We start from the raw sequence: 24,373 nt of genomic DNA, 5'->3' as shown, positions 1-24,373 counted from the left end.
GCCGCTGACCGCTCACGCTGTGTCGGATTCGTCGGATTCGCGTGCGCGGGGCGGCCTGCGTGGTGACGCTGCGCTGCCTCCTCCGGCCGCTGACCCGCTCACGCGCGGTGCAGCTCTCCTGCCGCCGTGCGGACCTTGCGTAGGTCCGCCAGGAAGTCCGCGTAGGCGGCCGCGCGGTCGGGCGCGCGCAGCACCGAGGAGGGATGCACGGTCGCGATCACCCGGTGCTCGCCCGCCTCGACCACCTCACCGCGGCGCTCGCTCACCTTGAACGACGGGCCGAGTACCGCCTTGGCCGCGACCGCGCCCAGGCACACCACCAGTTGCGGCCGCACCGCGTCCAGCTCGGCGGTCAGCCACGGCGAGCACGCCACCACCTCGGTGCGGCCCGGCTGCTTGTGGATGCGCCGCTTGCCGCGCTCCTCGAACTTGAAATGCTTGACCGCGTTGGTCAGATACACCGCCTCCCGGTCGATGTCCGCCTCGGTCAGCGCCTTGTCCAGCAGCCTGCCCGCCGGCCCGACGAACGGGTGCCCGGCGACGTCCTCGCGGTCGCCGGGCTGCTCGCCGACGACGAACACCGGCGCGTGCGCGGGCCCCTCGCCGAACACCGCCTGGGTCGCCCCGCGATACAACTCGCACCCGCGGCAGCCCTGCACCGCCGTGCGCAGCGTCTCCAGATCGGCGTCCGCGGGCACGAACTCCGCGGCTCCCGGTGCCTTCCCAGCAGCCATCAGTGTCGTCCTTCCACCGGAACGTGTTCGCCTCCACCGGAATTGGCGGGCTCGGGAGCACAGCCCTCCAGGGTCGCCTCACCCAGCTCCGCGATCACCGCGGCGACGTCGTGGTCCGCGCCGAACGCGCGCACCTGGCGCTGGGCACCGTTGCCGCGCGCGAACAGCGCGGTGAGCGCGTCGGAGACGAACCCGCGATCACCCAGTTCCTCCAGCGCCGGGTCCACCGTCTCGAGCAGTTCGTCGAGCAGATCGCGGGCGGGCAGCACGCGCCCGTCCAGCGGCGCCACCGCGTCGCCGCCGATCCCGCTGCGTGCCGCCTTCCAGTACGCCGCCCGCAGCACCTCCGCGGGCACCGCGGGCGCGATGTTGCCCTCGGCGAGGAAGCGCCGGGCGGTGTGCACGGTCGCCCGCACCAGCGCGGCCAGCAGCACCGTCTCGCCGACGGTGGCGGGCACGTCGCTGACCCGGACCTCGATGGTGGGGTAGTTGATCGAGGGGCGGGCGTCCCAGTAGACCATCTTCTCGTCCAGCACGATGCCGCTGGAGAGCATCATCGTCACCATCGCGTCGTAGTCGGCGGCGGTGCGGAAATAGGGCGGGGGTCCGGCGCTGGGCCACCGCCGCCACAGAATGCTGCGCCAGCTGGCATAGCCGGTGTCGGAGCCGCGGTAGATCGCCGAATTCGCGGTGAGCGCGAGCAGCATCGGCAGCCACGGCCGCAGGTAGTTGCTCACCTGCACCGCGGTCTCCCGGTCGGGCACCGCGACGTGCACGTGGCAGCCGCACAGGCCCTGTTCGTGCGCGATCATCCCGAAACTTTCGGCGATGCGCCGATAGCGCGGGGTGTCGGTGACCGGGAATTCGTGCGGCACGGTCGGGGGGATGGCGACCGCGAGCAACCGGCTCTCGTTGGCCTGCGCGCACCGTGCGACCCCGCAGCGCAGGTCGCGGAGCTGCCCGAACAACGCGCCGATGTCGGAGTGCACGGCGGTACTCGTCTCCACCTGGCAGCGGGTGAGCTCGAGTTGCAGATCGATGCCGAGTTCGCCTGCGGTGTGCGCGACGGCCTCGTTGCGGGCGGTCGGCGCGCCGGTGCGCGGGTCGACGAGCAGGAATTCCTCTTCCACGCCGACAGTCGGTGCGTCCATGCCGGGGGGTTACCGCGCGCCGGTCAGGTTATGCGCGGGTGCGGACGAGTCACGAGGTGACGGCGGATCCGGCCAGGAACATGTAGCTCTTCTCCTCGACCCGGCTGCGGATGCGCCAGCGCCCGTCGATCCGGGCGAAGGTGTCGAGGTACCACAGCCCGCACAGCATCAGTTGCTGTGGGCCGTCCGGGCCGCCGACGAGCATCGGGTTCTGGCACATGGTGCGGCCGGTGGCGGTGTCGCCGTCGATGGTGAGCGCGGAGTTCGAGATCAGATGCTGGAAGGCGGGGAAGTTCGGCAGCGCCGTGGCGAGGAACTGTTTGGTGGCGGCCAGGTCGCCGGCCGGGCCGCCCATCGCGGTGTAGTCGATGTGGGCGTCGGCGGTGAAGAGGTCGTCGAGCAGGTCCCACTGGTGGGTGTCGATGGCGTGGGCGTAGCGGACCATCAGGTCCTCGATCTCCATCCGGTCCGAGATCTCCTGTAGCGACAGCATCGTGGCCTCCTGGGTCCAGCGGCTCGCGGGTGCGCGAGTCGGCGTGATTGTCCCCGATCGGCGTGGGCGGGGTGGGCGAATCGCGCCGGGACTATGGTGGTCTGATGAGCGGCGTCGCGCCCGGCACCCCGCCCGCCACGACGGCGGCCGGTACCCGTCGGATGGTCGGGAATGTGCTCGCCGTACTCCTGATCGTGCTGGCGTCGGCCTGCGGAACGTCCCGCGACGACGGGGATCCGGCCGCGCGCCGCGGTGAGGTCGTCTCGGTGACGGCGCTGAGCACCATGACCGATGCCGAGACCGCGGCCTACCTCGGGGAGCGACAGCTCGAGACGCCGGTCCGCAACGGTGTGGAGACCTACCGCATCGTCTACCGCACCGTCGGTCCGCTGGGGGAGGAGACCACCGCCAGCGGGCTGATGGTGTTGCCGCGCACCGAGACCGAACGCCTGCGGGTCGTCAGCTACGCGCACGGCACGGTCGTGCGCAAGGACGAAGCGCCCTCCGCCGACGGTGAGACCGACCGGGCCCGCGCGATCATGTTCGCGGCGGTCGGCAACGCCGCGGTGGCGCCGGACTATCTCGGGCTCGGCGAAGGCCCCGGCCGCCACCCCTACGCGCACGCCCCCACCGAGGCGAGCGCGTCGCTGGATCTGCTGCGGGCCGCCCGCGATGCGGCCGCTGAGCGCGGCCGCACTCTCGAATCCGACGTCTACATCGTGGGTTTCTCCCAGGGCGGGCAGGCCGCGACCGCGCTGGGGCGGGAACTGCACGACAACCCCGGCACGGGTTTCCGGGTCGCGGCGCTGTCGGCGATCAGCGGACCCTACGCCATCCGCGAAGCCCAGACCCCGGCCGCGCTGGACGGTGGTGTCAGCCCGCGCAGTGCCGTGGTCTACCTCGCCTACTGGCTCACCGCGATGAACCCGATCTACGGGCTCTACGACCATCCCACCGAGGCGTTCCGCCAGCCCTACGCCGATCGCGTGGAGAGCCTCTTCGACGGCTACCACGACGTGCTGAGCGTCGGCACCGGCCTGCCCGCGACTCCGGCCGAACTGCTCACCGACCGCTTCCTCGCGTGGGCGCGCCAACCCACCGGCCCGGCGCTGCGCGCGGTGACCGAGAGCGACGGCACCTGCGAGTGGACCACCGACGCACCGGTCCGCCTGTACGTCTCGACCGCCGATCGCAGTGTCGCGGCGGCCAACACGGATCACTGTCTGCGATCGCTGCGCGGCCCGCGGGTCGAACGGGTGGATCTGAGCCCGATGGATCACGGTGCCACCGGTCGGGCCGGGTTGGTGCAGACCCTCGCGTGGTTCGACCAATTGGTGCCGGTCGGCTGACCGGTGCGCCGTGCACATGCACGTGCACCGCAATCCGGCGCCGACCACGGGATTCGCGGGTGGTTCGCCGGAGCCGCGGTGCCGGACCGGGAGCGGTACCGGCGAGTGGCGAGATGTTCGGGACGGCACGAACCGCCCCCGACACGACGGTGCCGCCGGATGGGGGGAGATCCGGCGGCACCTGATTCGGGTCGCGACCCGCAGGGGGACGGATCGCGGGGCCAGCTATGGGGGGGGAGTAGCTGGCTCATTGCCGACCCTACAACGTGATCCGGCTCCGCGCACAGCGTCTTGACCTAATCGTCATCAACGAGTGCGTGCGGCGGCCCGGCGATCGCGGCCCATAATCGGATCGACGGTGTTCCGAGGCCCGCACGGCACCACGGCGATCGGAGAGACGTGACGACACGACGCAGAATCGTTGCCGCGGGCCGCCCACCCACCCCGATCACCATCGCGGGCCGGATGCGCGACCCGGTGCACCGGGAAAGCCAGCTCGCCCACCGCTACGACCCGCACGTCGCACCGATCAACCGGCTGGTCGACGACCTGCGCGAGGAGTCGGGCCGTCCGCTGCCCCATGTCGCGCCCGCCTGCGGTGGCGTGCGCGCGCGTGTTCTCGTCCTGTGCCACGATCCGGGTCCGCCGGCCCGTCAGGTGACGGGCAGCGGGATGCTCTCGCTCGAGAACGACGACCCGGCCGCCGAACGCCTGCACGCGATCGTCGGGCGATCCGGGCTCACCGTGCTCGACCTGGTGCCCTGGAACATCCACCCCTGGTACCTGGAGCGCTCCACCGACCCGGCCGACCTCGACGGCGGCCTCGCCGCGCTGGACCGGCTGCTCGCCCTGCTGCCCGAACTCCGGGCCGTGGTCGCCCACGGACGTGACGTCCGCAATGCCTGGCAGGACGTCACCCGGCTGCGGCCGCGCTCGTTGCCGACGCTGATCGAGACCTACGATCCCGACCGCCGGGAGCTGTGGACGCCCGACGCGGCCGAACGCGTCGGGCGGGAGGCGCACCTGCGGGAGGCCTACGAGCGCGCCGCCCAGCTGCTCGAGCCGGACGGTGGCTAGCCCTCCGCCCGAACCGTCGTGGTCCCGCCGAGCCGGGACGAGGCGGCCTAAGCTCGTGGTGTGGCGGATCTCGCGCACGAGACGTTCGATCCCGGCCCGCTCGCCGCGCCGGGCCCCGCCGGGATCCTCGCCATCCGGCACGGCCGCAGCACCGCCAACGACGCGTTCGCGGCCGACGCCGACACCCCGGTCCCCGGCCGCGACGCCGACGTCCCGCTCTCCGATCTCGGTGTGCGCCAAGCCGAGACACTGGGCGGGCTGCTCGCGGCGCAACCGCCCGACCTGGTGATCTGCTCGCCCTACCGGCGCACCCGCCAGACCTGGGCCGCGATGGTGCGCGCGGCGCGCGCGCTCGTCCCGGGCTGGTCACCGCCGCGCGCGGTGCTCGACGAGCGACTGCGCGACCGGGAGATGGGCGTGCTCGAACTCCACCCGCCCGCCGCGATCCGGCGACTGGCCCCGCAGGAGGCGCACCGGCGAATCCGGCAGGGCGAGTGGGCCTACCGCGCGCCCGGCGGCGAATCCCTCGCGGATGTGGCGCTGCGGCTGCGCGCCCTGGTCGCCGACCTCGATCGCGCGGCGGCGGGGGCCCGGGTGCTGATCGTCACCCATGACGCCGTCATCGCCGTCCTGCGCGACATCTTCGACGGCGCGGGTGGGACGGACTCGCTCGACCCGGTCCCCAACGCGTCGGTATCCGAATGGCGGTGCGATGGTGGACGTTTCGTGCTCGCCCGCTGGGCGGACACCCGCCACCTCGGTTAGGCCGGGGCGGCAAGCCACCCTCCGCCGCGGCCGCTCAGTCGGCGGATCCGTCGAGATGCTCGTGCTGCAAAATGCTCATCCGCAGCGCGTCCCGGTAGCGGCCGGCCGCGAAGTACTCGTCGCGCAGGGTGCCCTCGTCCTGGAAGCCGAGCTTGCGGTAGATGTGGATCGCCTTGGTGTTGGCGACGTCGACGATCAGATACACCTTGTGCAGATTCAGTACCGCGAAGGCGTAGTCGAGCGCCTTGCGAGTGGCGAGGGTCGCCAGCCCGCGGCCCTGATGACCGGGCGCGATGATGATCTGGAACTCGGCCTTGCGGTGCACCGGCGCGATTTCCACCAGTTCGACCAAGCCGGCCGCGGCCCCGTCGGCGTCGACGATGAACCGCCGCTCCCGCTCGTCGTGGATGTGGCGGTCGTAGATGTCGCGCAACTCCACCAGCGCCTCGAACGGCTCGTCGAACCAGTACGACATGATCTGGGCGTCATTGGACAACTGATGGACGAACGGCAGGTCCTCCCGCTCGAGCGCGCGCAGCCGGACATTCACCACTCCCACAACTCCGCAGCCTAATCCCGGTTCGGTGCCGGAACGCGCAGGCAGCGGGCGTGTCCGTCAGCCCAGATGCCGCATCGAAGGCCACAGCTGCGCCCACGGTGCGCGCACGGACCGGCAGAGGAACAGCGGGGCGCCCTGTTCGTCGTTGTCGATACCGAGGCCGTTGTCGAGCGCGCCCACGTGTTCTGGCGTGGGGCAGAACCGGCGGACCTGTGCCTCGGGCAGGCCGACGGTCAGCAGCGGGCGGTCGTCGGCGGGTGGTCCCCACCACCAGTAGGCGTTGTGCCCGCTGTGCGGGGTCGGCAGCCCGTACCGATCACCGAAGTGTTCGATGGCGGCGGCTTCCCCGTAGTTGGCGGTGAGGACCTCCGCGTCCGGGGCCAGCCGGGCGCGGACGGCGCCGATCTGCTCGACGTGACGCGGCCAGCCCACGGTCTCGCCCGCGTCGTAGTTGATGGCGAGGATCGGCGAGTCCCGGAGCGCGTCGACCGGCAGGATCGGAAGGAACACCGCCGCCGAACCCACCGCCGTCAGTCCCGCCGCCGCGGCGACGAGCAGCCGCCGTCGTTCGGCCAGCGCGACCGCGCCCGCGGCCAGCAACACCGGATACATGCCGCCCAGGTAGTACGCCTTGCCGCCGGTGACCAGGAACAATAAGAACAACGCCGGGTAGACGAGGGCGAACGCGCGATACCGCACCTGCCGCCACAACCACCACAGGCCGAGCAGCCACACCGGCGCCAGCAGCGGACCCACCAGCCCGAACTGGGTGAGCACGAACGCCAGCCGACCATCCGACGTCCCCGAGGACCCGCCCGCGATCGCCCGGCTCATCTCCAGTTGCGGCCACCCGCTGCGCGCCTGCCACCACAGATTCGGCGCCGCGATCAGCAGCCCGGCCACGACCGCGACCGGAAGGTACCGGGTGCGCAGAACCCCGCGGGGACCGACGACCAGCAACGCCACCACGAGAACCAGCACCGGCACCGCGAGCAGTGTCTTGTTCAGCAGCCCGACCCCGACGAGCACGCCGACGAGCAGCCACCAGCGCCGGTCCGTCTCGGGCCGCAGCAACCGCAGCACCAGGACGACGACGCCGGACCACGCCGCCAGGTCGAACACCGCCGTCCCCAGCTGATGCCCCGCGGCCACCACCACGGCCGCCGCGGCAGTGCACCCGGCGGAGAGTGCCTGCGCACCGCGCCCGCCACCCAGTTCCCTGGCCATCAGCCCCGCGCACACCACCACCGCCGTCGCGGCCGCGATCGCGGGAAGACGCAGCAGCACAAGCGAATCGGGGTCGATCGCGGACATGCTCCTGGCGATCGACGGCACCAGCGGCGGCTGATCCGGGTACCCCCAGTCCAGCCGCCGCCCCGCCGCGAGAAAGTACAACTCGTCCCGGTGGTACCCGTAGCGGCCCGCGCACGCCACCAACACCACCGCGAACAGGCCCGCCACCCGATACACCCCGGCAGCATCCCACGCCGGCCGCGGCGAACGACAGCGACCGGCTCGGCGCCGCCAATATCACGGCCGCCCGCGCGGCAGCGCCGCCGGACGCCGAACCGGTCACCCCGTACCGCTGTCCCCTGTGCCGAAACCGCCCGTCGCACAACCTCTGAGGCTGAATACCGTTCAGCGCACGGTGTGCCAATGTCGCAGCTTCTCCGGGTTGCGGACCGCCCAGATGCGGGTGATCCGGTGGTCGGCGATGTCGAAGGCGTAGACGGTGACGATGCGGCCGTCGAGGTGCCCGACCAGGCCGGGCTGTCCGTTGACCGGGTGTTCGGCCAGCGTGACGGCGGGGTTGCGGGCGGCGATCTCGATCCAGGCGCGGGCGATCTGCGCGCCGCCGTGGATCGGATCGAGGAAGGCGGGCACCAGGCCGCCGCTGTCGGCGGTCGCGATCGCCTGCGGGTCGAGCACGCGGATCAGCGCCCGGACATCGCCCGCCTCCCAGGCACGTTTGAAGTCGCGGACCACGTCGGCGCGTTCGGCGGCCGAGGGCCCGCGGGCGGTGCGAAGGCGTCGGCGCGCGAAGGAGGCGAGCTGGCGGCACGCGGCGGGGGAGCGTCCGACGATCTCGGCGACCTCCGGGAAGGAGTAGCGGAAAACGTCGTGCAGGACGAACGCCACCCGCTCGGCCGGCGTCATCGCATCCAGCACCACGAGGAAGGCCATGCCGATCGACTCGTCGAGGGTGACCCGATCGGCGGGATCGCCGGGACCGGAACCGCCGAGCCATTCCGGCCGTCCCGGCACCGGCTCCGGAATCCACTCGCCCACGTAGCGTTCCCGCCTGGCACGCGCGGAACCGAGCAGATCCAGGCAGATCCGGCCGGCCACCGTCGTCATCCAGGCGCCGGGTGCGGTCACCTCCCGCCGCTGCCGCTCGGACAGCGCGTACCAGCGGGCGTAGGTCTCCTGCACCACGTCCTCGGCCTCGGCGAGAGAACCCAGCAACCGATAGGCGAGATTGATCAGCTGGCGGCGTTCGCCGATCACCGCGGCCAGGTGCGGGTCGGTCATGTCTGCTCCTTCGGTCGGTGCGGGCGTCACCGAACCGACGACACAGCGACCCGATGTGTGAGGCCGCCTGACATTCCGGGCGGCTGTGTCGTCGGAGGGGCATGACCAGCATCGGCATCATCCTCGGCAGTACCCGTCCCAACCGTAAGGGCCCGCAGGTCGCGCAGTGGGTCCTCGACACCGCGTCGCAGCGCGGCGACGCCCGATACGACGTGATCGACCTGCGCGACCACCCGCTGCCGCACCTGGACGAAGCGGTGCCGCCGATGTTCGGCCCTTCCGTCCACGAACACACCCGTTCCTGGGCGGCGCGGATCGCCCCGTTCGACGGTTTCGTGGTGGTGACGCCGGAATACAACGGCGGCATGCCCGGCGTGCTGAAGAACGCCCTCGACCACGTGTCGGCACAGTGGCGCGACAAGGCCGTCGGCTTCGTCTCCTACGGCGTGCACGGCGGGGCCCGTGCCGTCGTGCAACTGCGGACGGTCTGCGGCACCCTCGGCATGGCCGATGTGGGGTACCAGGTCGCGATCTCGGTACTCACCGACTTCGCGGACCAGACCACGTTCACCCCGCGCGACCACCACACCGCGGCGTTGCACAAGACCCTCGACCAGCTGCTCGCCTGGAGCGCCGCGCTCGCGCCACTGCGCGCCGCCACCGACCCCGCGCTCACCCGATCCTGAGGAGCATGCCGTGAACCACGCACACCCGACCGAACATTCCGCGGCAGCGCACGCCGAACTCCGCCGCCGGATCGATGAAGCCGTCGACGCGCTCCGCACCAAGGATCTCGCCGCCCTCGAACGGCTCTACACGCCGGATGTGGTGTCCTTCGACATCGAACCGCCCCTCCAGCATGTCGGTGTCGCCGCCAAACTCGCCAACTGGGCCAGGGTCTTCGAGGTATTCGACACGGTCACCTACGAGGTCCGCGACCTGACGTTCACCGCGGGCGCGGACGTGGCGTTCGGCCACGCGTTCGCCCGGCTCGGCGGCACCCGCGCCGACGGGACCGCCACCAGCGGCATCTGGGTCCGGGTCAGCTACGGCCTGCGTCGGATAAACGGCGCTTGGCTGATCGCCCACGACCAGGTCTCGGTACCCCTGGACATCCGCACCGGCCGCGGCGTCGTCGACCTGGAGCCCTGACCGCGGCGCATGTGCGGGGCGCACCGCCGAGGCCGACTTCGCCTCGGCCGACCTCGGCGGGTCCAAGGTCGTCGACGCGGGGTCAGGGAATACTGCGGAAGAAGGCGCGGATGTCGTCGGCGAGCAGTTCCGGCTCCTCCATCGCCGGGAAGTGTCCGCCCTCGGTGAATTCGCTCCACTGGCCGATCGCCTGCCCCGGGTCCAGCACGCGGCGGATGAGCGGGTGGGTGTCGAACACGGCCCACCCGGACGGCACCCCGGAGGCCATGAGCAAGTCGAGGTCGGAGTGCTTGCACTCGTAGTAGAACTGCGCGCTCGACGCGCCGCTGCGGGTGAACCAGTACAGGCTGATGTTCGTGAGGAGCTGGTCGCGGTCGACCGATTGGTCCGGCGTCCGGTGGTCGCCGACCGGCCTGGTCTTGAACTGTTCGGCGATCCACGCGAGCTGCCCGACCGGTGAGTCGGTGAGCGCCGCGCCGATCGTGTCGGGGCGGTGATTCTGCATCTCGAGGTACCCGCGATCGGCCGCGGCCTCGGCGCGCACTGCCGCGAGCTGGGCGATCTCGTCGTCGGAAAGACTGTCCGGAAGCGGAAATTCGTCACCCACCAGCCCGAGCCACCGAGGGTCGGCACCGATGTGCGTGCCGATGACACGCTCGGGGTAGATCGCCGCCAGCCGGCCGGTGATACCGGAACCCATGTCGGTGCCGTGGGCCGCGAATCTCGGGTAACCCAGACGCGTCATGATCTCGGCGCAGGCGTCCGTCGTCCGCGCCAACTCCCAGCCGGTTCCCGACAGCGGCGTGGAGAACCCGAAACCGGGCGGCGACGGGATGACCACGTGGAACTCCTCGGTCAGGAGCGGGACGAGGCGCTGGTACTCGACGAACGAGCCGGGCCAGCCGTGGTTCAGCAGCAGCGGAGTGGCCGCGGGGTTCGCCGAACGCGCGTGGACGAGGTGAAACGTCTGGCCGTCCACGACGGTCGTGACCTGTTCGTACTCGTTGAGCTTCGCCTCCTGCGCTCGCCAGTCGAACTCGTCGCGCCAGTACTCGGCGAGCTCCTTCAGATATGCCGGCGGGATGCCGCGGCTGAAGTCGGTGCGATCGTCTCGGCCCGGCACGGGGCTCGGCCAGCGGGTGTGCGCGAGCCGGTTGCGCAGGTCGTCGAGGTCGGCCTGCGGGATGTCGATGCGGAAGGGGGTGAGTGCGTTGTCCATGACGCTCACGCTCGCAGGTAATGCGGCAGATCAGCTTCCGCGTTTGCTGGAATGATCGAAAAGATGTTGGAGACCTCGGCCCGCCTGCTCGAACTGCTGTCGTTGCTCCAGCTCGGGCGGGACTGGACCAGTTCCGAACTCGCCGACCGGCTCGCGGTGAGCACGAGAACTGTGCGCGCCGACATCGGCAAGCTGCGGTCGCTCGGCTATCCCGTGGACGCGCGCCCCGGCGTGGCGGGCGGGTACCGGCTGGCTGCCGGAACGGCGATGCCCCCGCTGCTGCTCGACGACGACGAGGCCGTCGCCGTCGCGGTCGGACTGGGCGCGGTCGCGACCCAACGGCTCGGACTCGAGGAGACATCGCTCACCGCGCTCGCGAAGCTGGAGCAGGTGCTGCCCGCGCGCCTGCGGCGACGCGTCCAGGCGGTACGCGAGTCGACGAGCGTCGTTCCCGGAGCTGTGCCGCCGCTCGATCCCTCGGTTCTCGGCGCGGTCGCCGCCGCGACCCGACGCCACGAACGGCTCCGGTTCCGATACACGAAGCCCGGGGGCGCCGAAGCTGCCCGCCACATCGAACCGCAACGGCTGGTGACCTGGGGGCCGCTGTGGTATCTGCTCGCGTGGGATCTCGACCGGTGCGACTGGCGGGTCTTTCGCGTCGACCGCATGGCTCCGCCCACCCCGACCGGTGCCCGGTTCCAGCCGCGCGCCAACCCGGCGGACGATGTCGTCGAGTACGTCGTCGGACGTGTCAGCAAGGGAACCTGGAAGTACCGCGCCCGGGTGCGCGTGCATGCTCCCGCCGCCACGGTCACCGCGAAGATCCCCATCCCGGTCGACATCGAGGTGATCGACGAGTCCACATGCCACATCGAGCTGGGTTCCGACGACCCGGACGGGCTCGCGCTGTCGATGGCACAGCTCGGCGTCGACATCGAGGTGATCGAAGGAGACGAACTCGCGGTGGCGTTCGATCGCCTCGCCGCGAGATTCCGGCGGGCGGCAGGCGGGGCATCCACCGCGTGAATCCCAGCGGGTCAGGGGTGCAGGGTGGGCCGGTAGACGAGTTCCTGGATGTTGCCGTCGAGGGTCCGGCTCTCGAGCAGTTCGAGGTCGAAGTCGGCGGCACCCCGGAAGATCGGGTCGTCGCCGGTCCGGCCCGTGACGACCGGGAAGATCGTGATCTGCACCCGGTCGACCAACCCGGCGGCCATCAGCGCCCGGTTCATCGACAGGCTGCCGTGCGACCGCAGCGGTACCTCGGATTCCTCCTTCAACCGGGCCACCACGTCGACGGCGTCACCGGCGGCGACGGTGGCGTCCGGCCAGTCGAGTGGACCGTCCAGCGTGGTCGAGACGACTGTCGCCGGAAGATTGCGCATCCGCTCGACCCACGGATCACGCACCGTCTCCTCGGTGCCCGCCGCGAGCAACTGCGTGAACACCCGATACGTGTTGGCCCCGAACACCATCCGCTGCGGCGCCGCGTACAGACCCAGGCGGTGATCGAGCAACTCGTGACCTTGCTTCCCCCAGTAGCCACCCCAATCCCCACCGCTCACCCCGCCGAAGCCGTCGAGACTGGAGAAGACGTCGAAGGTGTAGGTGACGGTCATGATGACTCCTCGGGTTCGGGGATCGGGTGTGGATAGAGACGGGAACCCGCGCCGGAATTCATCGCCGTCCGTCATGCCCAGCAGGTCGCCGACCTTCCCCGGTCACTTCGTGCTCATCAACTGTTTTCATCGCACCGCGACACGGACGCCGCCGGAGAACATCGAGTCATGGAACTCCAGCGCCGCGGCCTCCGTGCCCACAGGCACGTCGAAGGCGAGGATCACCGAAAACCTGTTGCCCGGATTGATCTCGGTGTAGACGTCGTCGTTGAGATAGATCTCGGCCTCGGTGTCGTTGGTGAACTCACGGCCCTGCGCGTCGATCAGCTTCTGGTTGCTGCCGAAGTAGGACTGTGACCGATCGCTGATGTTGGTGACGTCGATGTGGACGAGAACGTATTCGCCCTGTGCGGTTTTGCCGAGGAGGTCGCGGCCGACCGATTGCACCGGTGGGTCCACCCGGGTGACGACGAACGCGAACTTGCCGTCGCGCACTTCGGACCCGGCCGGCGCGATGCCGTCGCCGTCGGCGCCGGAGCCCGCGCTGATGCTGCCGCCCGGAGCGCCGGATTCGTTCGCGCTGGTTGCGATGATGCCGGCGCATCCGCCGCAAAGCAGGATGAAGAAGGCGAGCACGCCGAGAACGATCCACAACCCGGTCCGGCTCTTGCGCGGAGGCTGCGGGTAGGGGAGGGGGTGGTGTGGATTGGTCATCTGATCTTGCTCCTGGTTCAGAAGTCGTTCAGGTTGGTGGCATCTGCTCGCGGAGTGCTTCCCCGTGGGAACTGCTCAGTCAGTCGCGGTAGGCGGGTCGCCGCCGAACGCGGCGATCCAGCGGCCTGGTTCCCGCGAGCGACTGGCGAGGCAAACCAGCCGCTTCCGGGTGGAGCGGACTACCAGCAGTAGCGGTAGTCGCCGATGTACTCGCATTCCTCCTGGTAGTCCCACTGATCCGGGACGTCGGAGTTGGGGATTGCCGCACCTGCCGCGCCGCCGAGCGCCATGCCGCCGAACAGGCCGGCGAGCAACCCGATCGGCACGCTGATCGGAATCAGGAGACCTCCGGCGGCGATCCCGACGACCATGCCGACGACCAGGCCCGCGAACGCTCCCACCCCGCCGCCGATCGCCACACCGGCTTCGATACTGCGCTGCCGCGGCGAGGTCTTGCGCCACTGCCCGATGTCCTGGGCAGCGACATCGGCGACCAGACTCGCACCGCCGGCCGCGACGCGCGGCGCGAGAGTGAGCACGTGCTCGCCGACCTGGACCGCACGCGGCACGCTCGCGATGCGAATGCCGGTCCCGGTGCGGATGTCGATCGATTCCTCGGTGATCTCGAACGTCGCTCCCGTGAGCTCGGCGGTGAACGTGTGCCCGTCGCGACTGATGAGATACCCGACGCCCTGCTCGATGCCCTGGGCGCTGCGCGGAACGACGTTCGAGATCTCCGCGGTGCTGGGCTGCGGGGCCGCGACGGCGGTGTTCTCGGCAACGCCCAGCGCGGCAATGGCGAGTGCTGCGGCGACAGTGAACTTCTTGATCTTCATGGTGTTTCGTTCTCCGTGATGTGGGCGTGCGACATCGGGCCCGGTCGGTGCCGGGTCCGCTTGTACTCCTGGTGTCAGACCGCCGGCGTGGGGCCGGTGGCGGTGTTTCCGGCCTGGCTGGTGAGGTGCCAGCCGGAACATTCCGGGCATCGGTAGGCTCGCTGCTCCCGTCTTCTGGGGTTGTGGGGGCCGATGCCGGCCAGTACCAGCTCGGCGGTCTCTGCATCGAAGTAGCGGATCTTCCCGGTCGCCACGCACCGGCCGCGGCGGGGGAGCGGAGGAAGGCAGCGCAGGTCGTCGCCGCTGCGCAACCGCAGGGGGCGGTGTCCGCGGGCGGCGAGGCGGCGCCGGTAGCCCTTGTCGCGGCTGTGGTCGATGAACCGCGCACGCGGTTTGGACATGGCGGTACTCCTTGCAGCGCAGAGTAATTGGCGGTGGAGAGCCGGGCAGCGGGGGTCGTGGCCGGACATCGAAGACGTTAGACGAAGAATCGGCGTCGTGCAAGTGACAACATTGTCAAACAGCGCCACGTTGGTTGACTCGGCCTATCTCGAACTCTGCGTTCGAATTGAACGAAAGGAGGCGTATGCCCGAGGCCTTCGCAGTGATCGCCGCCGCAGAGATCTCTGGCCGCGTCGCCCGAGTAGCCGTGAGCAAGCGGCGTCCGCGGCATCCCGGTTTCCCGTCTCCGGTCGGTGGTAGCGAAGCGTGACCGGTGTTCGACCTCGCCGAGGTCCGCCGGTGGCCGGTGAGCACGGGATCGAATCCTCGAAATCCGCACTCCAGCGATTTCGCACCGTGCTGTGCGCCGAGATCGCGCCACGAGAGATCGCGCAACTCGTCGCGGCACTCGATGGTCGAGCCGGCCTACTCGTCGAGGCGGCCCGAGGCGACATGGCGCTCGGGCAATCATCGGCGCCGGGCGATCTGCTCAACTTCGCGGCCGTGCGCAACACGGTGCTGCGTCTGGCGGATCTTCGCCGTGGTGAATCGGGCGACGTTCGACAGATCCGCGAGTAGGCGCAAGAACTTGGCTGTGCCGCGCCGATCGGCTACTTCATTCCGGCGAGCGCTTCAGGATCAGGTCTCCGGCCCTGGCCAGGACCTCCTCGCGGGTCCTGCCGGGGTGATCGGCGGCGAGGAAATGGCGGCCGATGGCCGCGCAGAAGGCGAGCAGGCTGCGGGCTTCGATCTCGTCGGGATCGGAGCACACGGTGCCGATCGCGGCGCGGAGCAGGTCCATGCGCCGGTTGTCGACGCGGCGGAGGCGTTCGGCGACGGCGGGGTCGCGGCGGGCCCAGTCGCGCACCGCGAGGTCGATGGGGAGCAGCCGGTCGCCGGAGAAGGTGAGGTGTCCGGCCAGCCGGGCCTTGTCGAGGACGCTGCCCTCGGCGTGTTCGATCTGCTCGACGACGTTGTCGACGGCTTCGCGTTCCCAGGTGTCGAGCATCGCCGTGAGCAGCGCGTCCCGGTCGGCGAAGTGACCGTAGAACCCGCCTTTGGTCACCCCGAGTGCCTTGGCGAGTGCCTCGACGCGCACCGCGTCGACCCCGCCGGTCGCCAGTGCCGACAGCCCGGCGTCCACCCATGCTTCCCGTCGCGTGCGCAGCGCGCCCATGCTGTGATCCACCCCACTTCCACGTTGTACGGAGGCGTATAACCGCTCTACCATCTGATTATACGCAACCGTATAACTCACCGAGGACGGTGTCATGTCCAGTCGACTCCCACGCGCCGCGCACACCGAAAGGCCGTGGCGCATCCACGAAATCGCACCGGAGTTCCACCTACAGGACGTCTGGGCCTTCCACGCGCCCGGCGCAGGCCCGGACGACTTCGCGTCCGCTCTGAAGCTCCTCCCGGGCGGCGACGGAACCGAATCCGGCTCTGCGGCGGTCCGATTCCTGTTCGCGGTGCGCTGGCGCCTCGGCGCGCTGCTGGGCTGGGACGACCCCCGCACCGGGCTGGGGACCCGGGTCCGTTCCCTCCGCGACCGGCTGCCCGACGACCTGCGGCGGGACCCGGCGGAAACGGCGACGCCGGACAGCCCGTTCACCACGCTGTACGAACTCCACGACGAAGCGGCGCTCGAACTGGCGAACAGGACAGTGCACGGGATCGCGCACTTCGGCTGGGTGCCGGTCCGCGACGGGTACGAGCTGCGCATGGCCGTCCTGGTCCAACCGAACGGCCGCTTCGGCCGGTTGTACCTGGCCGCCATCGAACCGTTCCGGCTGCTGATCGTCTACCCCGCGATGCTGCGGCGATGGGATCGCCAATGGCGCCAACGCGTTTCGGCCGGTCGTGCCGTCACCCCCGGGGAGGTCCGGTGATCACCTGGGCGGGGCGGCTCATCGTCCTCTTCGGAGCCGCACACACGATTCTGGCCCTGACCTTGATGCGTGCCGCGAGTCACGCCGGTGACTGGTTCTCCGGCGCACTGTGGCGCGACGATCTGGCCGACATGAGCCCGGCGAACAGCGCACTGTGGCTCTCACTCAACAGCTTCGGCATCCCGCTGGTCCTGGTCGGGTTGACCGTCCTGTGGCTGGACCGCCGCGGCATCACCCCACCCCGCTTCCTCGCCTGGGTGCTCGGCCTGTGGACCGCCCAATGCGCCGTGATCCTGATCCTCACCCCCTGGCCGATCATGGCGGTGGCGGTCGGCCTGCTGGTAGCGGGCAGCCGCCGAGCGGCCCCGACACCGCAACCCACCACAACCGTGTAACCGGTGTAGACGAGGGCGCTGCGATCATGTCGGCACATACTCCCCGTTGAAAGCCCGGCTCACGGCTGGCGCTGCCGATCGCTCATGACTTGTCTCGCCGTTCGGGAAGCGCTACCGACAAGACCAGCACGGCCAGTGGCAGGCCGATGACGATGGCGAATCCGAGCGTTGTCAATGCTCCGACCTCCGCTGGGTGCTGGTTGCCGAACGAAGTGAATAGATTTGTTTTCCGGTGATCAGGTCGGCGACTTGGGTGACCAGCCACCATGGTGAATCGGGTTCGAGGGTGCCGAGGTGCGGAACCACGGCCGCGTCCGCGGCGTGTTCAAGGGCGTGGTGGACCCCGATGCGCGCTGCCAGGAGGGCGGCGGCATCGGTATGCACGGTGTAGACGATCCTCAGTGGGTGCGCCCGCGTCAGCGCGTCGTACACGGCCGGGTCGTGGTCACTGCGCAGCACTGCGATCGCTCGTCTCGTCTTGCTCGGATGCGTGGAAGTGCCTGTCGCTGCATGATCCGGTGAACCGCCACCGGGTTCTGCGGTCACTGCGAGTCCTCGATGTACTGTGCGGCGAGTTGGAACCGACGGCATCCGTGGCGGACGTGTTCGGCCATCAGATGAATGGCGTGTGCGCGACCGCGAACGGGGTCGGTGTTCTGGCAGGCGCGCGGCTGGTCGAGGTGACGGAGGCCGACAGCGACACGTTCGAGAAGTTCGCGGTTGCGGGTGTGCCAGAGCCGGAGGGTGGCCGCCATCGACTGGTTGTGCGTGCGGCGAGTGGGGAGCTTCGGTAGGTCCTGGTGCGGGTAGTGGTCGGGCAGGGCACCGCTCCCCGCCGAGGACGGATCCACCTCGGTGGGCTCACAGGCGTTGGTTTCAGCCGTACTCTTGCGGTACCGCAGCGGAGGGGAGAACGCCGAGGGATCACGATCATCAAGTGGACCGGACGTGAGGTCGCCGCTCTGCGCACCGCATTGCGGGACACGCAGATTCAGTTCGCCGACCGAATTGGATGCTCTCTTGAGGCGGTCGGCAAATGGGAACGGCGAGGTGCCGGCATCACCTTGGGTGCGAAGTACTCCGAGTGCATGGACACCGCTCACCGGAGGCTCGACGATGAGCAGCGAGCGCGGTTCGACGCTGCACTCCACCGCCCAAACATCGCTTTCCCCACCGCGGGGACCGGCGTGTCCCGATCCAGTAGGGCATCAGTGGTACTCGGACCTGAGGAAGACGACGACGTGAGGCGACGTGATTTCGGAACCGCCCTCGTCGGGCTGCCTGTCCTGGCCGCGGCCTGCGCGAAGCCGGATACGGCGGCGATGCCCGTTTCGGTGTCGGACCTGGTCAGTGGAGGTCGGGTGGCTCCAGAACTCGTCGACTACTTCCGCTCCCAACTGTCAGGGCACTACCTGGCAGACATGTACTTGGGGCCGCTCTATCTGGTTCCTACAGTGCGAGCCCAGACCGAACTACTCGTCCGTCTGGTCGGCACGGCGGACAGGTCCGTGCGCAGGGGCCTTCTCGAAATCGGCACAGCTTACGCTGCGCTGCTCGGCTGGCTCTACCAGGACGCGGGTGATCGCGCGGCGTCAGCGAGTTGGCGAGACACCACTTTGGCCTTCGCGCATCGTTCCGGGAACCCCCAACTGGTTTCGTACGGGTTGTCCAACATGGCAATGCTCGCGCTCGACCAGGACGACGGCCGCGCTGTCATCGATTACGCGCAGGCAGCTCGTGCGGCGGGAGCTCGGCTGTCCCCGAAGGCCCGCGTAATGGCGCTCCAGCACGAGGCACAGGGTCATGCGATGCTCGGCGACCGCGCCACCGCAGATCGCCTGCTCGATGAAGCTGTGCCCCTCCTCAGCCGGATCGACGATGAGCAACCGTGGGGCAACGCCTGCCGCCGGACCCCGTACTACATGGAAGTGCAACGGGCGACCTGCTACGGGCGAACCGGCAGCGCGCAGGGTGCCGCCGCAGCCGCTGCCCTGTGGGACGAAATCATGGATGTGATGCCTGCGTCTGCCCGACGAGACAACGCTGTATTCCGGGCGCGGCAGTCCGCCGCGCTCGCCCGAGTGCCAGACCCGGACCGTGCGCTGTGGGCAGCAGCGGAGGCGATGGATGCCTCGCGAGTCACCGGGTCGGCCAGGATTCGGCGAGAACTGAACAAGGTAGTAGTGCAGGCCGAATCATGGGTTCATACGTCGGCAGGACGGGAGCTGCGCATACTCGTAGAGTCGGCCCCATGAGCGCACTGCCTGTTCCATTGGCTGACAGCGAGATCGCCCACCGTCTCGAAGCTCTGCCCGGCTGGGTGCGCGACGGCGACGAGATCACCCGCACGTTCACACACACCTACCACGAATGCGTGCACTTGGCGGTGTATGTCGCGGCGAAGGCTCGCGAGGTGGGCCACCACCCCGACATGTTGATCACGTGGCAGCGGATCGAATTCCGGATCACGACCCACGATGTCGGGCGAAAGCTGACCGAGATGGACTTCGCGCTCGCCCGAGAGATCGACCGAATCGCGGAAGCCGCCGGTGCGACACCGGTCGACGGAACGCACCGAGACCGCGAGCTGTGATCGTCGATCCATCCGCCTTCGCGGTTCTGTTTTCGGTGATTCCAACACCTTCGGCCAGCCAGCCGGTGAGCGCGGTCGATGGCCGATCGATGTGCGCTGGACCGGGCGCCTGCGGCGGATACTCGGCACCGATTACGCGGTGATCGAAGAGGGGCTCGCCCGCGTCCTGCCGAGGCGGCGACGACGCGGGCCGCAACGCATCAGCCCACCAGTGCGGGCAGGACCAACTCCCGGTAGCGTTGTTTCATCGTCTCGATCACCGAATGCCCATCGGCCTCCCACACCGCGGCGTTGAAGATCTCGACCTCCACGTCGCCCCGGTACCCGGCCGTGCGTACCCATCCGCCGATGGTCGCGAAGTCGATGACGCCGTCGCCCATCATGCCTCGCGACAGCAGCGGATCGGCCGCCATCGGGTTCAGCCAGTCGCACACCTGGTAGGAGCTGATCCGTCCTTCCGCGCCGGCCTGCGCGATCTGGTCTTCCAGGAGGGGGTCCCACCAGAGGTGGAAGGTGTCGACCACGACGCCCACGGTCTCGGCCGGATACGGGCGGGCCATCGTCAGGGCCTGTGCCAGTGTGGATATCACCGCGCGGTCGGCGCAGAACATCGGGTGCAGCGGCTCGAGGGCCAGGCGGACACCGCGCTCGGCCGCGTAGGGCATCAGCAGGGCCAGCCGCTCCTCGACGCGCGCGCGGGCGGCGGCGAGGTCACGGTCGGCGATACCGCCCATGACCATCACCAGTTCGCGCGTGCCGAGTGCCGCCGCTTCGTCGATGGCACGCCGGTTGTCGTCGAGTGCCGACTGTCCGTCGCCCGGCGCGGTGAGGAAACCGCCACGGCACAGGCTGGAGACGCGCAGTCCCGCGTCGGCGACGAGCTTCGCCGCGGCGGCCACCCCGATTTCCTGGACACGATCGCGCCACAGTCCGATCGCGCCGAGTCCGGCTCGGGCGGCTCCGTCGACGGCCTCGGCGAGGGTCCACCGCTTGGTGGTGGCCGTGTTCAACGAGAGCGAGCGATAGGGGTCGGTCAGATCGTACGGGAGGTGCTGTGCCGCAACCGATGTCATGAGACCAGTCCGTTCAGTTCGAGATAGATCCGCATGCGGTGGGCGGCCAGTTCCGGGTCCGACAGCAGCCCGGCCTTGTCCGCGAGCCGGAACACTTCGATCAGGTGCGGCGCGGATCGGCCCGTGGACAGCCCGCCCACCATCGAGAACCCGGCCTGCCGTCCGTTGAGCCACGACAGGAACGCGATGCCGGTCTTGTAGTAGTACGTCGGTGCGGCGAAGATGTGCCGCCCGAGGTCCTGTGTGGCGCTCAGGATTTCGGCCGCGCGCGTGGTGTTGCCGTTGTCGAGTTCCTGTAGGGCGGTCGAGGCGGCGGGGTAGATCGCCGCGAAGATGCCGAGCAGCGCGTCGGAATGGCCGTGCGCATCGCCGACGATCAGCTCGGGGTAGTTGAAATCGTCACCGGTGTAGAGCCGCACGCCGTCGGGCAGTGCGCGGCGCAAGGCGACCTCGTGTGCCGCGTCGAGCAGGGAGACCTTGACGCCGTCGATCTTGGTCCGGTTGTTCGCGACGAGGGTGCGGAATGCCTCGGTGGCGGCGTCGATGTCGGCACTGCCCCAATAACCGTGCAGTGCGGGATCGAACATGGTGCCGAGCCAGTGCAGGATCACCGGTCGCTCGACGTCGGCCAGCACCCGCTCGTAGACGTAGGCGTAGTCGGCGGCCGACCGCGCGACCTGCGCGAGCGCCCGCGAGGCCATCAGGATCACCTGCGCTCCGGCCTCGCTCACCACCGCCACCTGCTCGCGGTAGGCGTCGACGATCCTGGCGAGCCCGGCCGCGCCCGAGGGGAGTGCGGCGAGGTCGAGCTGATCGGTGCTGGCCCCGCAGGCCAGCCGGCCGCCGGCGGAGGCGGCCTCGCGACCGGATCGCCGGATCAGCTCCGCCGTCGCCTGCCAGTCCAGGCCCATGCCGCGTTGCGCGGTGTCCATGGCATCGGCGACGCCGAGCCCGTAGGACCACAGTTCGTGCCGGTAGGCCAGCGTCGCGTCCCAGTCGATCTGGGCGGGCGCGCCCGGTGTGTTGTCGGCCGTCGACCGCGGAATCACGTGCGCGGCAGCGAAGGCGACGCGTGAGCTGATCGGCCGGGTCGGTCGCGTCCACGCGCCGGGCGCGCCGAGCGCATAGGGCTCGAACCGGTCGTCGACGGGCAGCAGGACCGAGGCGCCCGTGGCGGTCGCGGTCACAGCGTCACCTCCGGGACCTCGATCCGACGGCCCTCGGCGGAGCTGCGCAGACCCAGTTCGGCGAGCTGCACTCCCCGGGCGGCCGACAGCATCCCGTAGCGGTGCGGGCGTCGGTTCACCACGTCGGTGAGGAACTCCTCCCACTGGAGCTTGAACCCGTTGTCCAGCTCGGCGTTCGCCGGCACCTCCAGCCACTGATCGCGGAACCGTTCGGTGACCGGCAGATCCGGATTCCAGACCGGCTTGGGCGTGTGCGAGCGGTGCTGCGCGACACATTTGCGCAGCCCGGCCACGGCGGAGCCGTGCGTTCCGTCGATCTGGAACTCGACGAGCTCGTCCCGGTACACCCGCACCGCCCACGACGAGTTGATCTGCGCGATGACGCCGTTCTCCATCTCGAAGATGCCGTAGGCGGCGTCGTCGGCGGTCGCCTGATACGGATTGCCCTGCTCGTCCCAGCGGGTGGGGATGTGGGTGGTCGCCTTGGCCGTGACCGCCTCGACCTTGCCGAGCAGTCCCTCGAGCACGTAGTTCCAGTGACAGAACATGTCGACCACGATGCCGCCGCCGTCCTCGGCCCGGTAGTTCCAGCTGGGGCGCTGGGCGGGCTGGCCGTCGCCCTCGAAGACCCAATAGCCGAATTCGCCGCGCAACGACAGGATCCGGCCGAAGAAGCCTTCGTCGACGAGCCTGCGCAGCTTCACCAGGCCGGGCAGGTAGAGCTTGTCGTGCACGACGCCGGCGGTGACCCCGGTGTCGGCGGCCACCCTGGCCAGCTCGACGGCCTCGGTCAGCGTTTCGGCGGTCGGCTTCTCGGTGAAGACGTGCTTGCCCGCCTTCATCGCGGTCGCCAGCGCGTCGGCGCGCCGGGAGGTGACCTGCGCGTCGAAGTAGATGTCGACAGACGGATCGGCGAGGACGGCCGCGGCGTCGGTGCTCCATTCCGCGATGCCGTGCTGCTCGGCGAGCTCGGCGAGCTTGGCGGCGTTGCGACCGACGAGAATGGGTTCGACCTGGACGCGGGTGCCGTCGGCGAGCAACAGGCCACCGGCGTCGCGGATCGGCAGGATCGATCGCATCAGGTGCTGGCGATAGCCCATGCGGCCGGTGACGCCGTTCATGGCGATGCGGAGCAGGCGTGGGGGAGTGGGGGAATCGGGCATTGGTCTGTGCCTCTTCTGATTTACGGGACCGACGACCGCGGGACGGCGTCGTGGACGGTGCGGAGCGACTCGCACCCATCGAGTGGACAAGCAGCCTCGGAATGCGCTTTCCAAGCTATGCTAGTCCCGAAGTTCGGTCAACCCCACCCGCATCGAGAGAACGAGGCACCAAGCCATGGCGGCTGTGAGATTGCAAGACGTCGCGGCCCGGGCGGGCGTCTCCCTGGCAACCGCGTCCCGCGTGCTCAACGGCTCGTCCCGGGTTCCCGGCGAAGGCGTCGCCGACCGGGTCCGCGCCGCCGCCGCCGAGCTGGGTTACGTGCCGAATGCCCAGGCCCAGGCGCTCGCACGGGCGTCGACCGGCCTCATCGGCCTCGTGGTGCACGACATCGCCGACCCCTACTTCTCCTCGATCGTCCAGGGCGTCCAGGCGGCGGCGCGCCGGGCGGGCAAACTCGTGCTGCTGGCCAGCACGCAACGCGACTTCGACATCGAACGCGAGTCGGTGAGCACCTTCATCTCGCATCGCGCCGACGCGATCATCCTCGCGGGCTCGCGCCAGAGCGGGGACCTCGACCGCGACCTCGAGAAGGAGTGTGCGCGGTATCTCGACAACAACGGCAAGGTGGTCGTGATCGGGCAGCCGTTGTCCTTCGGGGCCGCGGTGGAGCCCGAAAACCATGCGGCGTCAGCCGAATTGGCGCGCGCACTGCTCGGGCAGGGGCATCGGGACTTCGCCGTCATCGGCGGGCCCGCGCATATCAGAACCGCCGTCGACCGGCGCAACGGCTTCGTCGAAGCGCTCGCGTGCCGGGGCGTGACACCGCTGGTGGAGATCGCGGGCGACTTCTCCCGCGACGGTGGCTTCAGCGCCGCGCGCCGCCTCGCCGCCGCGCTGGATCTGCGTCCCGGGCAGACCGGGGCCGCGGCGCCGTGCGTGTTCGCCGTCAGCGACGTGATGGCGATCGGGGCGATCGCCGCGTGGCGTGAGCTCGGGCTTTCGGTGCCCGACGATGTCTGTGTTGCCGGATTCGACGACATTCCGACGCTGCGGGATCACGTGCCGGGTTTGTCGACGGTCGCGCTGTCCCTGGTCGAGATCGGCGAGCGTGCCGTCGCGCTCGCGCTGGACGAGTCGGCGACGGCGGAGCGGGTCCACGAATTCGTGCCCGGCCGCGTGATCCTGCGCGACAGCAGCGTGTCGCGCCGGTCCTGACCTGCGCCGATTCGAGACCCTTGACACTGTGGGTCCGGTCACACTAGCCTCGGGTCCAGCTTCGGAAAGCGCATTCCCGGCGGGTACCGTTCGAACCCCGCTCCACTACTAGCTTTAGGACTCCAGATGGCGGTAGTCACGTCCGTCGAGGCCGGTTCCTCCGCACCGAAAGCGACGCAACCCGTTCGCCCCCGGCGCCGAAAGCTCCCACCCCTG

Annotated in this window: 29 protein-coding genes; 12 read left to right on the top strand and 17 right to left on the bottom strand. The window is 69.8% G+C overall.

Going from position 1 to position 24,373, the window contains the following annotated elements; translation table 11 throughout:
• Positions 1–98 precede the first annotated feature (98 nt).
• From AMO33_RS06680 to AMO33_RS06670, 3 genes are read right to left on the bottom strand one after another with little or no spacing between them, the layout of a single operon-like run.
• Positions 99–734, bottom strand: coding sequence for a UdgX family uracil-DNA binding protein (locus AMO33_RS06680; RefSeq protein WP_060591306.1), 636 nt, complete (start codon positions 732–734; stop codon positions 99–101).
• Positions 734–1,885, bottom strand: a complete 1,152-nt coding sequence (locus AMO33_RS06675) for a glutamate--cysteine ligase 2 (protein WP_060591302.1) — start codon at positions 1,883–1,885, stop codon at positions 734–736. The genes AMO33_RS06680 and AMO33_RS06675 overlap by 1 nt, the downstream gene beginning before the upstream one ends.
• Before the next feature lie 49 nt (positions 1,886–1,934).
• Positions 1,935–2,378 carry a nuclear transport factor 2 family protein gene (locus tag AMO33_RS06670; RefSeq protein ID WP_011209263.1) on the bottom strand — a complete coding sequence of 148 codons (444 nt, stop codon included), beginning with the start codon at positions 2,376–2,378 and terminating at the stop codon, positions 1,935–1,937.
• Positions 2,379–2,482: 104 nt separating this feature from the next.
• Between AMO33_RS06670 and AMO33_RS06665 the strand changes: the two genes are divergently transcribed.
• The 3 genes from AMO33_RS06665 to AMO33_RS06655 all read left to right on the top strand — a co-directional run bounded on the left by AMO33_RS06665 (position 2,483) and on the right by AMO33_RS06655 (position 5,569).
• Positions 2,483–3,727, top strand: coding sequence for a hypothetical protein (locus AMO33_RS06665; protein WP_076573525.1), 1,245 nt, complete (start codon positions 2,483–2,485; stop codon positions 3,725–3,727).
• Positions 3,728–4,126: 399 nt separating this feature from the next.
• The gene (locus AMO33_RS06660; RefSeq protein WP_139337499.1) at positions 4,127–4,804 is read left to right on the top strand and encodes a uracil-DNA glycosylase family protein; all 678 of its coding nucleotides are present in this window, start codon (positions 4,127–4,129) and stop codon (positions 4,802–4,804) included.
• Positions 4,805–4,864: 60 nt separating this feature from the next.
• Complete coding sequence (locus AMO33_RS06655) at positions 4,865–5,569, top strand: histidine phosphatase family protein (RefSeq protein WP_082668602.1); 705 nt, start codon at positions 4,865–4,867, stop codon at positions 5,567–5,569.
• 34 nt (positions 5,570–5,603) lie between these two features.
• On the opposite strand, the gene speG is transcribed toward AMO33_RS06655, so the two are convergent.
• The 3 genes from speG to sigJ all read right to left on the bottom strand — a co-directional run bounded on the left by speG (position 5,604) and on the right by sigJ (position 8,660).
• Positions 5,604–6,128: a spermidine N1-acetyltransferase gene (speG, locus tag AMO33_RS06650; RefSeq protein WP_011209268.1), complete on the bottom strand. Its 525-nt coding sequence runs from the start codon at positions 6,126–6,128 to the stop codon at positions 5,604–5,606.
• A gap of 57 nt (positions 6,129–6,185) precedes the next feature.
• Positions 6,186–7,598, bottom strand: a complete 1,413-nt coding sequence (locus AMO33_RS06645; RefSeq protein ID WP_060591296.1) for a glycosyltransferase family 39 protein — start codon at positions 7,596–7,598, stop codon at positions 6,186–6,188.
• A gap of 168 nt (positions 7,599–7,766) precedes the next feature.
• Positions 7,767–8,660 carry an RNA polymerase sigma factor SigJ gene (sigJ, locus tag AMO33_RS06640; protein ID WP_060591293.1) on the bottom strand — a complete coding sequence of 298 codons (894 nt, stop codon included), beginning with the start codon at positions 8,658–8,660 and terminating at the stop codon, positions 7,767–7,769.
• Positions 8,661–8,761: 101 nt separating this feature from the next.
• Between sigJ and AMO33_RS06635 the strand changes: the two genes are divergently transcribed.
• Complete coding sequence (locus AMO33_RS06635) at positions 8,762–9,346, top strand: NADPH-dependent FMN reductase (protein ID WP_060591291.1); 585 nt, start codon at positions 8,762–8,764, stop codon at positions 9,344–9,346.
• A 10-nt stretch (positions 9,347–9,356) separates the two neighbouring features.
• The gene (locus AMO33_RS06630; RefSeq protein WP_060591289.1) at positions 9,357–9,812 is read left to right on the top strand and encodes a YybH family protein; all 456 of its coding nucleotides are present in this window, start codon (positions 9,357–9,359) and stop codon (positions 9,810–9,812) included.
• Between the two features lie 82 nt (positions 9,813–9,894).
• On the opposite strand, the gene AMO33_RS06625 is transcribed toward AMO33_RS06630, so the two are convergent.
• A complete protein-coding gene (locus AMO33_RS06625) occupies positions 9,895–11,031 on the bottom strand; it encodes an epoxide hydrolase family protein (RefSeq protein ID WP_060591287.1) in 1,137 nt (378 codons plus the stop codon).
• Between the two features lie 63 nt (positions 11,032–11,094).
• On the opposite strand from AMO33_RS06625, the gene AMO33_RS06620 reads away from it, so the two are divergent.
• Complete coding sequence (locus AMO33_RS06620) at positions 11,095–12,057, top strand: helix-turn-helix transcriptional regulator (protein WP_060591286.1); 963 nt, start codon at positions 11,095–11,097, stop codon at positions 12,055–12,057.
• Between the two features lie 11 nt (positions 12,058–12,068).
• Here AMO33_RS06620 and AMO33_RS06615 read toward each other — a convergent pair whose 3' ends face one another.
• The 4 genes from AMO33_RS06615 to AMO33_RS06600 form a co-directional block, all read right to left on the bottom strand.
• Positions 12,069–12,647 (bottom strand): dihydrofolate reductase family protein, encoded by a 579-nt coding sequence (locus AMO33_RS06615; protein ID WP_086845043.1) that lies wholly within the window; start codon positions 12,645–12,647, stop codon positions 12,069–12,071.
• A 126-nt stretch (positions 12,648–12,773) separates the two neighbouring features.
• Complete coding sequence (locus AMO33_RS06610; RefSeq protein WP_060591281.1) at positions 12,774–13,361, bottom strand: DUF4352 domain-containing protein; 588 nt, start codon at positions 13,359–13,361, stop codon at positions 12,774–12,776.
• A gap of 179 nt (positions 13,362–13,540) precedes the next feature.
• Positions 13,541–14,197 (bottom strand): hypothetical protein, encoded by a 657-nt coding sequence (locus AMO33_RS06605; RefSeq protein WP_060591278.1) that lies wholly within the window; start codon positions 14,195–14,197, stop codon positions 13,541–13,543.
• Positions 14,198–14,271: 74 nt separating this feature from the next.
• Entirely contained in the window at positions 14,272–14,598 is a 327-nt protein-coding gene (locus AMO33_RS06600; RefSeq protein WP_060591273.1) for a hypothetical protein, read from the bottom strand.
• 340 nt (positions 14,599–14,938) lie between these two features.
• Here AMO33_RS06600 and AMO33_RS06595 point away from each other — a divergent pair, with 340 nt between their 5' ends.
• A complete protein-coding gene (locus AMO33_RS06595; RefSeq protein WP_060591270.1) occupies positions 14,939–15,217 on the top strand; it encodes a hypothetical protein in 279 nt (92 codons plus the stop codon).
• A 37-nt stretch (positions 15,218–15,254) separates the two neighbouring features.
• Here AMO33_RS06595 and AMO33_RS06590 read toward each other — a convergent pair whose 3' ends face one another.
• Positions 15,255–15,815, bottom strand: a complete 561-nt coding sequence (locus tag AMO33_RS06590) for a TetR/AcrR family transcriptional regulator (protein WP_011209277.1) — start codon at positions 15,813–15,815, stop codon at positions 15,255–15,257.
• Between the two features lie 94 nt (positions 15,816–15,909).
• Between AMO33_RS06590 and AMO33_RS06585 the strand changes: the two genes are divergently transcribed.
• Positions 15,910–16,530, top strand: a complete 621-nt coding sequence (locus tag AMO33_RS06585) for a DUF2867 domain-containing protein (protein ID WP_060591262.1) — start codon at positions 15,910–15,912, stop codon at positions 16,528–16,530.
• On the top strand, positions 16,527–16,925 hold the full coding sequence (locus tag AMO33_RS06580; RefSeq protein ID WP_060591259.1) for a DUF6463 family protein: 399 nt from the start codon (positions 16,527–16,529) through the stop codon (positions 16,923–16,925). The genes AMO33_RS06585 and AMO33_RS06580 overlap by 4 nt, the downstream gene beginning before the upstream one ends.
• A 171-nt stretch (positions 16,926–17,096) precedes the next feature.
• On the opposite strand, the gene AMO33_RS06575 is transcribed toward AMO33_RS06580, so the two are convergent.
• Both AMO33_RS06575 and AMO33_RS31350 read right to left on the bottom strand, forming a co-directional pair.
• Positions 17,097–17,471: a hypothetical protein gene (locus tag AMO33_RS06575; RefSeq protein WP_139337498.1), complete on the bottom strand. Its 375-nt coding sequence runs from the start codon at positions 17,469–17,471 to the stop codon at positions 17,097–17,099.
• Positions 17,468–18,076: a hypothetical protein gene (locus tag AMO33_RS31350; RefSeq protein ID WP_139337497.1), complete on the bottom strand. Its 609-nt coding sequence runs from the start codon at positions 18,074–18,076 to the stop codon at positions 17,468–17,470. Before AMO33_RS31350 ends, AMO33_RS06575 begins: the two co-directional genes overlap by 4 nt.
• 90 nt (positions 18,077–18,166) lie before the next feature.
• Between AMO33_RS31350 and AMO33_RS06565 the strand changes: the two genes are divergently transcribed.
• Positions 18,167–19,180, top strand: a complete 1,014-nt coding sequence (locus tag AMO33_RS06565) for a Twin-arginine translocation pathway signal (protein ID WP_139337496.1) — start codon at positions 18,167–18,169, stop codon at positions 19,178–19,180.
• The gene (locus AMO33_RS06560; protein ID WP_011209283.1) at positions 19,177–19,518 is read left to right on the top strand and encodes a 4a-hydroxytetrahydrobiopterin dehydratase; all 342 of its coding nucleotides are present in this window, start codon (positions 19,177–19,179) and stop codon (positions 19,516–19,518) included. The genes AMO33_RS06565 and AMO33_RS06560 overlap by 4 nt, the downstream gene beginning before the upstream one ends.
• Before the next feature lie 200 nt (positions 19,519–19,718).
• Here AMO33_RS06560 and AMO33_RS06555 read toward each other — a convergent pair whose 3' ends face one another.
• The 3 genes from AMO33_RS06555 to AMO33_RS06545 are packed head-to-tail and all read right to left on the bottom strand — an operon-like array spanning position 19,719 to position 22,941.
• Entirely contained in the window at positions 19,719–20,591 is an 873-nt protein-coding gene (locus tag AMO33_RS06555; RefSeq protein ID WP_060591249.1) for a sugar phosphate isomerase/epimerase family protein, read from the bottom strand.
• Positions 20,588–21,778 (bottom strand): dihydrodipicolinate synthase family protein, encoded by a 1,191-nt coding sequence (locus AMO33_RS06550; protein ID WP_060591246.1) that lies wholly within the window; start codon positions 21,776–21,778, stop codon positions 20,588–20,590. Before AMO33_RS06550 ends, AMO33_RS06555 begins: the two co-directional genes overlap by 4 nt.
• Positions 21,775–22,941 (bottom strand): Gfo/Idh/MocA family protein, encoded by a 1,167-nt coding sequence (locus AMO33_RS06545; RefSeq protein WP_011209286.1) that lies wholly within the window; start codon positions 22,939–22,941, stop codon positions 21,775–21,777. The genes AMO33_RS06550 and AMO33_RS06545 overlap by 4 nt, the downstream gene beginning before the upstream one ends.
• Before the next feature lie 175 nt (positions 22,942–23,116).
• Here AMO33_RS06545 and AMO33_RS06540 point away from each other — a divergent pair, with 175 nt between their 5' ends.
• The gene (locus AMO33_RS06540) at positions 23,117–24,157 is read left to right on the top strand and encodes a LacI family DNA-binding transcriptional regulator (RefSeq protein WP_060591244.1); all 1,041 of its coding nucleotides are present in this window, start codon (positions 23,117–23,119) and stop codon (positions 24,155–24,157) included.
• Positions 24,158–24,373: the final 216 nt, after the last annotated feature.

Origin of the sequence: Nocardia farcinica (assembly GCF_001182745.1) — a bacterium.
GTDB lineage: Bacteria > Actinomycetota > Actinomycetes > Mycobacteriales > Mycobacteriaceae > Nocardia > Nocardia farcinica.
This window is presented reverse-complemented; position numbering and strand designations above follow the sequence as displayed.

Excerpts from the sequence above, each read along its gene's own strand:
- AMO33_RS06680 (WP_060591306.1), bottom strand. The coding sequence starts at position 734 with ATGGCTGCTGGGAAGGCACCGGGAGCCGCGGAGTTCGTGCCCGCGGAC.
- AMO33_RS06675 (WP_060591302.1), bottom strand. The coding sequence starts at position 1,885 with ATGGACGCACCGACTGTCGGCGTGGAAGAGGAATTCCTGCTCGTCGAC.
- AMO33_RS06670 (WP_011209263.1), bottom strand. The coding sequence starts at position 2,378 with ATGCTGTCGCTACAGGAGATCTCGGACCGGATGGAGATCGAGGACCTG.
- AMO33_RS06665 (WP_076573525.1), top strand. The coding sequence starts at position 2,483 with ATGAGCGGCGTCGCGCCCGGCACCCCGCCCGCCACGACGGCGGCCGGT.
- sigJ (WP_060591293.1), bottom strand. The coding sequence starts at position 8,660 with ATGACCGACCCGCACCTGGCCGCGGTGATCGGCGAACGCCGCCAGCTG.
- AMO33_RS06635 (WP_060591291.1), top strand. The coding sequence starts at position 8,762 with ATGACCAGCATCGGCATCATCCTCGGCAGTACCCGTCCCAACCGTAAG.
- AMO33_RS06625 (WP_060591287.1), bottom strand. The coding sequence starts at position 11,031 with ATGGACAACGCACTCACCCCCTTCCGCATCGACATCCCGCAGGCCGAC.
- AMO33_RS06620 (WP_060591286.1), top strand. The coding sequence starts at position 11,095 with ATGTTGGAGACCTCGGCCCGCCTGCTCGAACTGCTGTCGTTGCTCCAG.
- AMO33_RS06615 (WP_086845043.1), bottom strand. The coding sequence starts at position 12,647 with ATGACCGTCACCTACACCTTCGACGTCTTCTCCAGTCTCGACGGCTTC.
- AMO33_RS06610 (WP_060591281.1), bottom strand. The coding sequence starts at position 13,361 with ATGACCAATCCACACCACCCCCTCCCCTACCCGCAGCCTCCGCGCAAG.
- AMO33_RS06605 (WP_060591278.1), bottom strand. The coding sequence starts at position 14,197 with ATGAAGATCAAGAAGTTCACTGTCGCCGCAGCACTCGCCATTGCCGCG.
- AMO33_RS06600 (WP_060591273.1), bottom strand. The coding sequence starts at position 14,598 with ATGTCCAAACCGCGTGCGCGGTTCATCGACCACAGCCGCGACAAGGGC.
- AMO33_RS06590 (WP_011209277.1), bottom strand. The coding sequence starts at position 15,815 with ATGGGCGCGCTGCGCACGCGACGGGAAGCATGGGTGGACGCCGGGCTG.
- AMO33_RS06585 (WP_060591262.1), top strand. The coding sequence starts at position 15,910 with ATGTCCAGTCGACTCCCACGCGCCGCGCACACCGAAAGGCCGTGGCGC.
- AMO33_RS06560 (WP_011209283.1), top strand. The coding sequence starts at position 19,177 with ATGAGCGCACTGCCTGTTCCATTGGCTGACAGCGAGATCGCCCACCGT.
- AMO33_RS06555 (WP_060591249.1), bottom strand. The coding sequence starts at position 20,591 with ATGACATCGGTTGCGGCACAGCACCTCCCGTACGATCTGACCGACCCC.
- AMO33_RS06545 (WP_011209286.1), bottom strand. The coding sequence starts at position 22,941 with ATGCCCGATTCCCCCACTCCCCCACGCCTGCTCCGCATCGCCATGAAC.
- AMO33_RS06540 (WP_060591244.1), top strand. The coding sequence starts at position 23,117 with ATGGCGGCTGTGAGATTGCAAGACGTCGCGGCCCGGGCGGGCGTCTCC.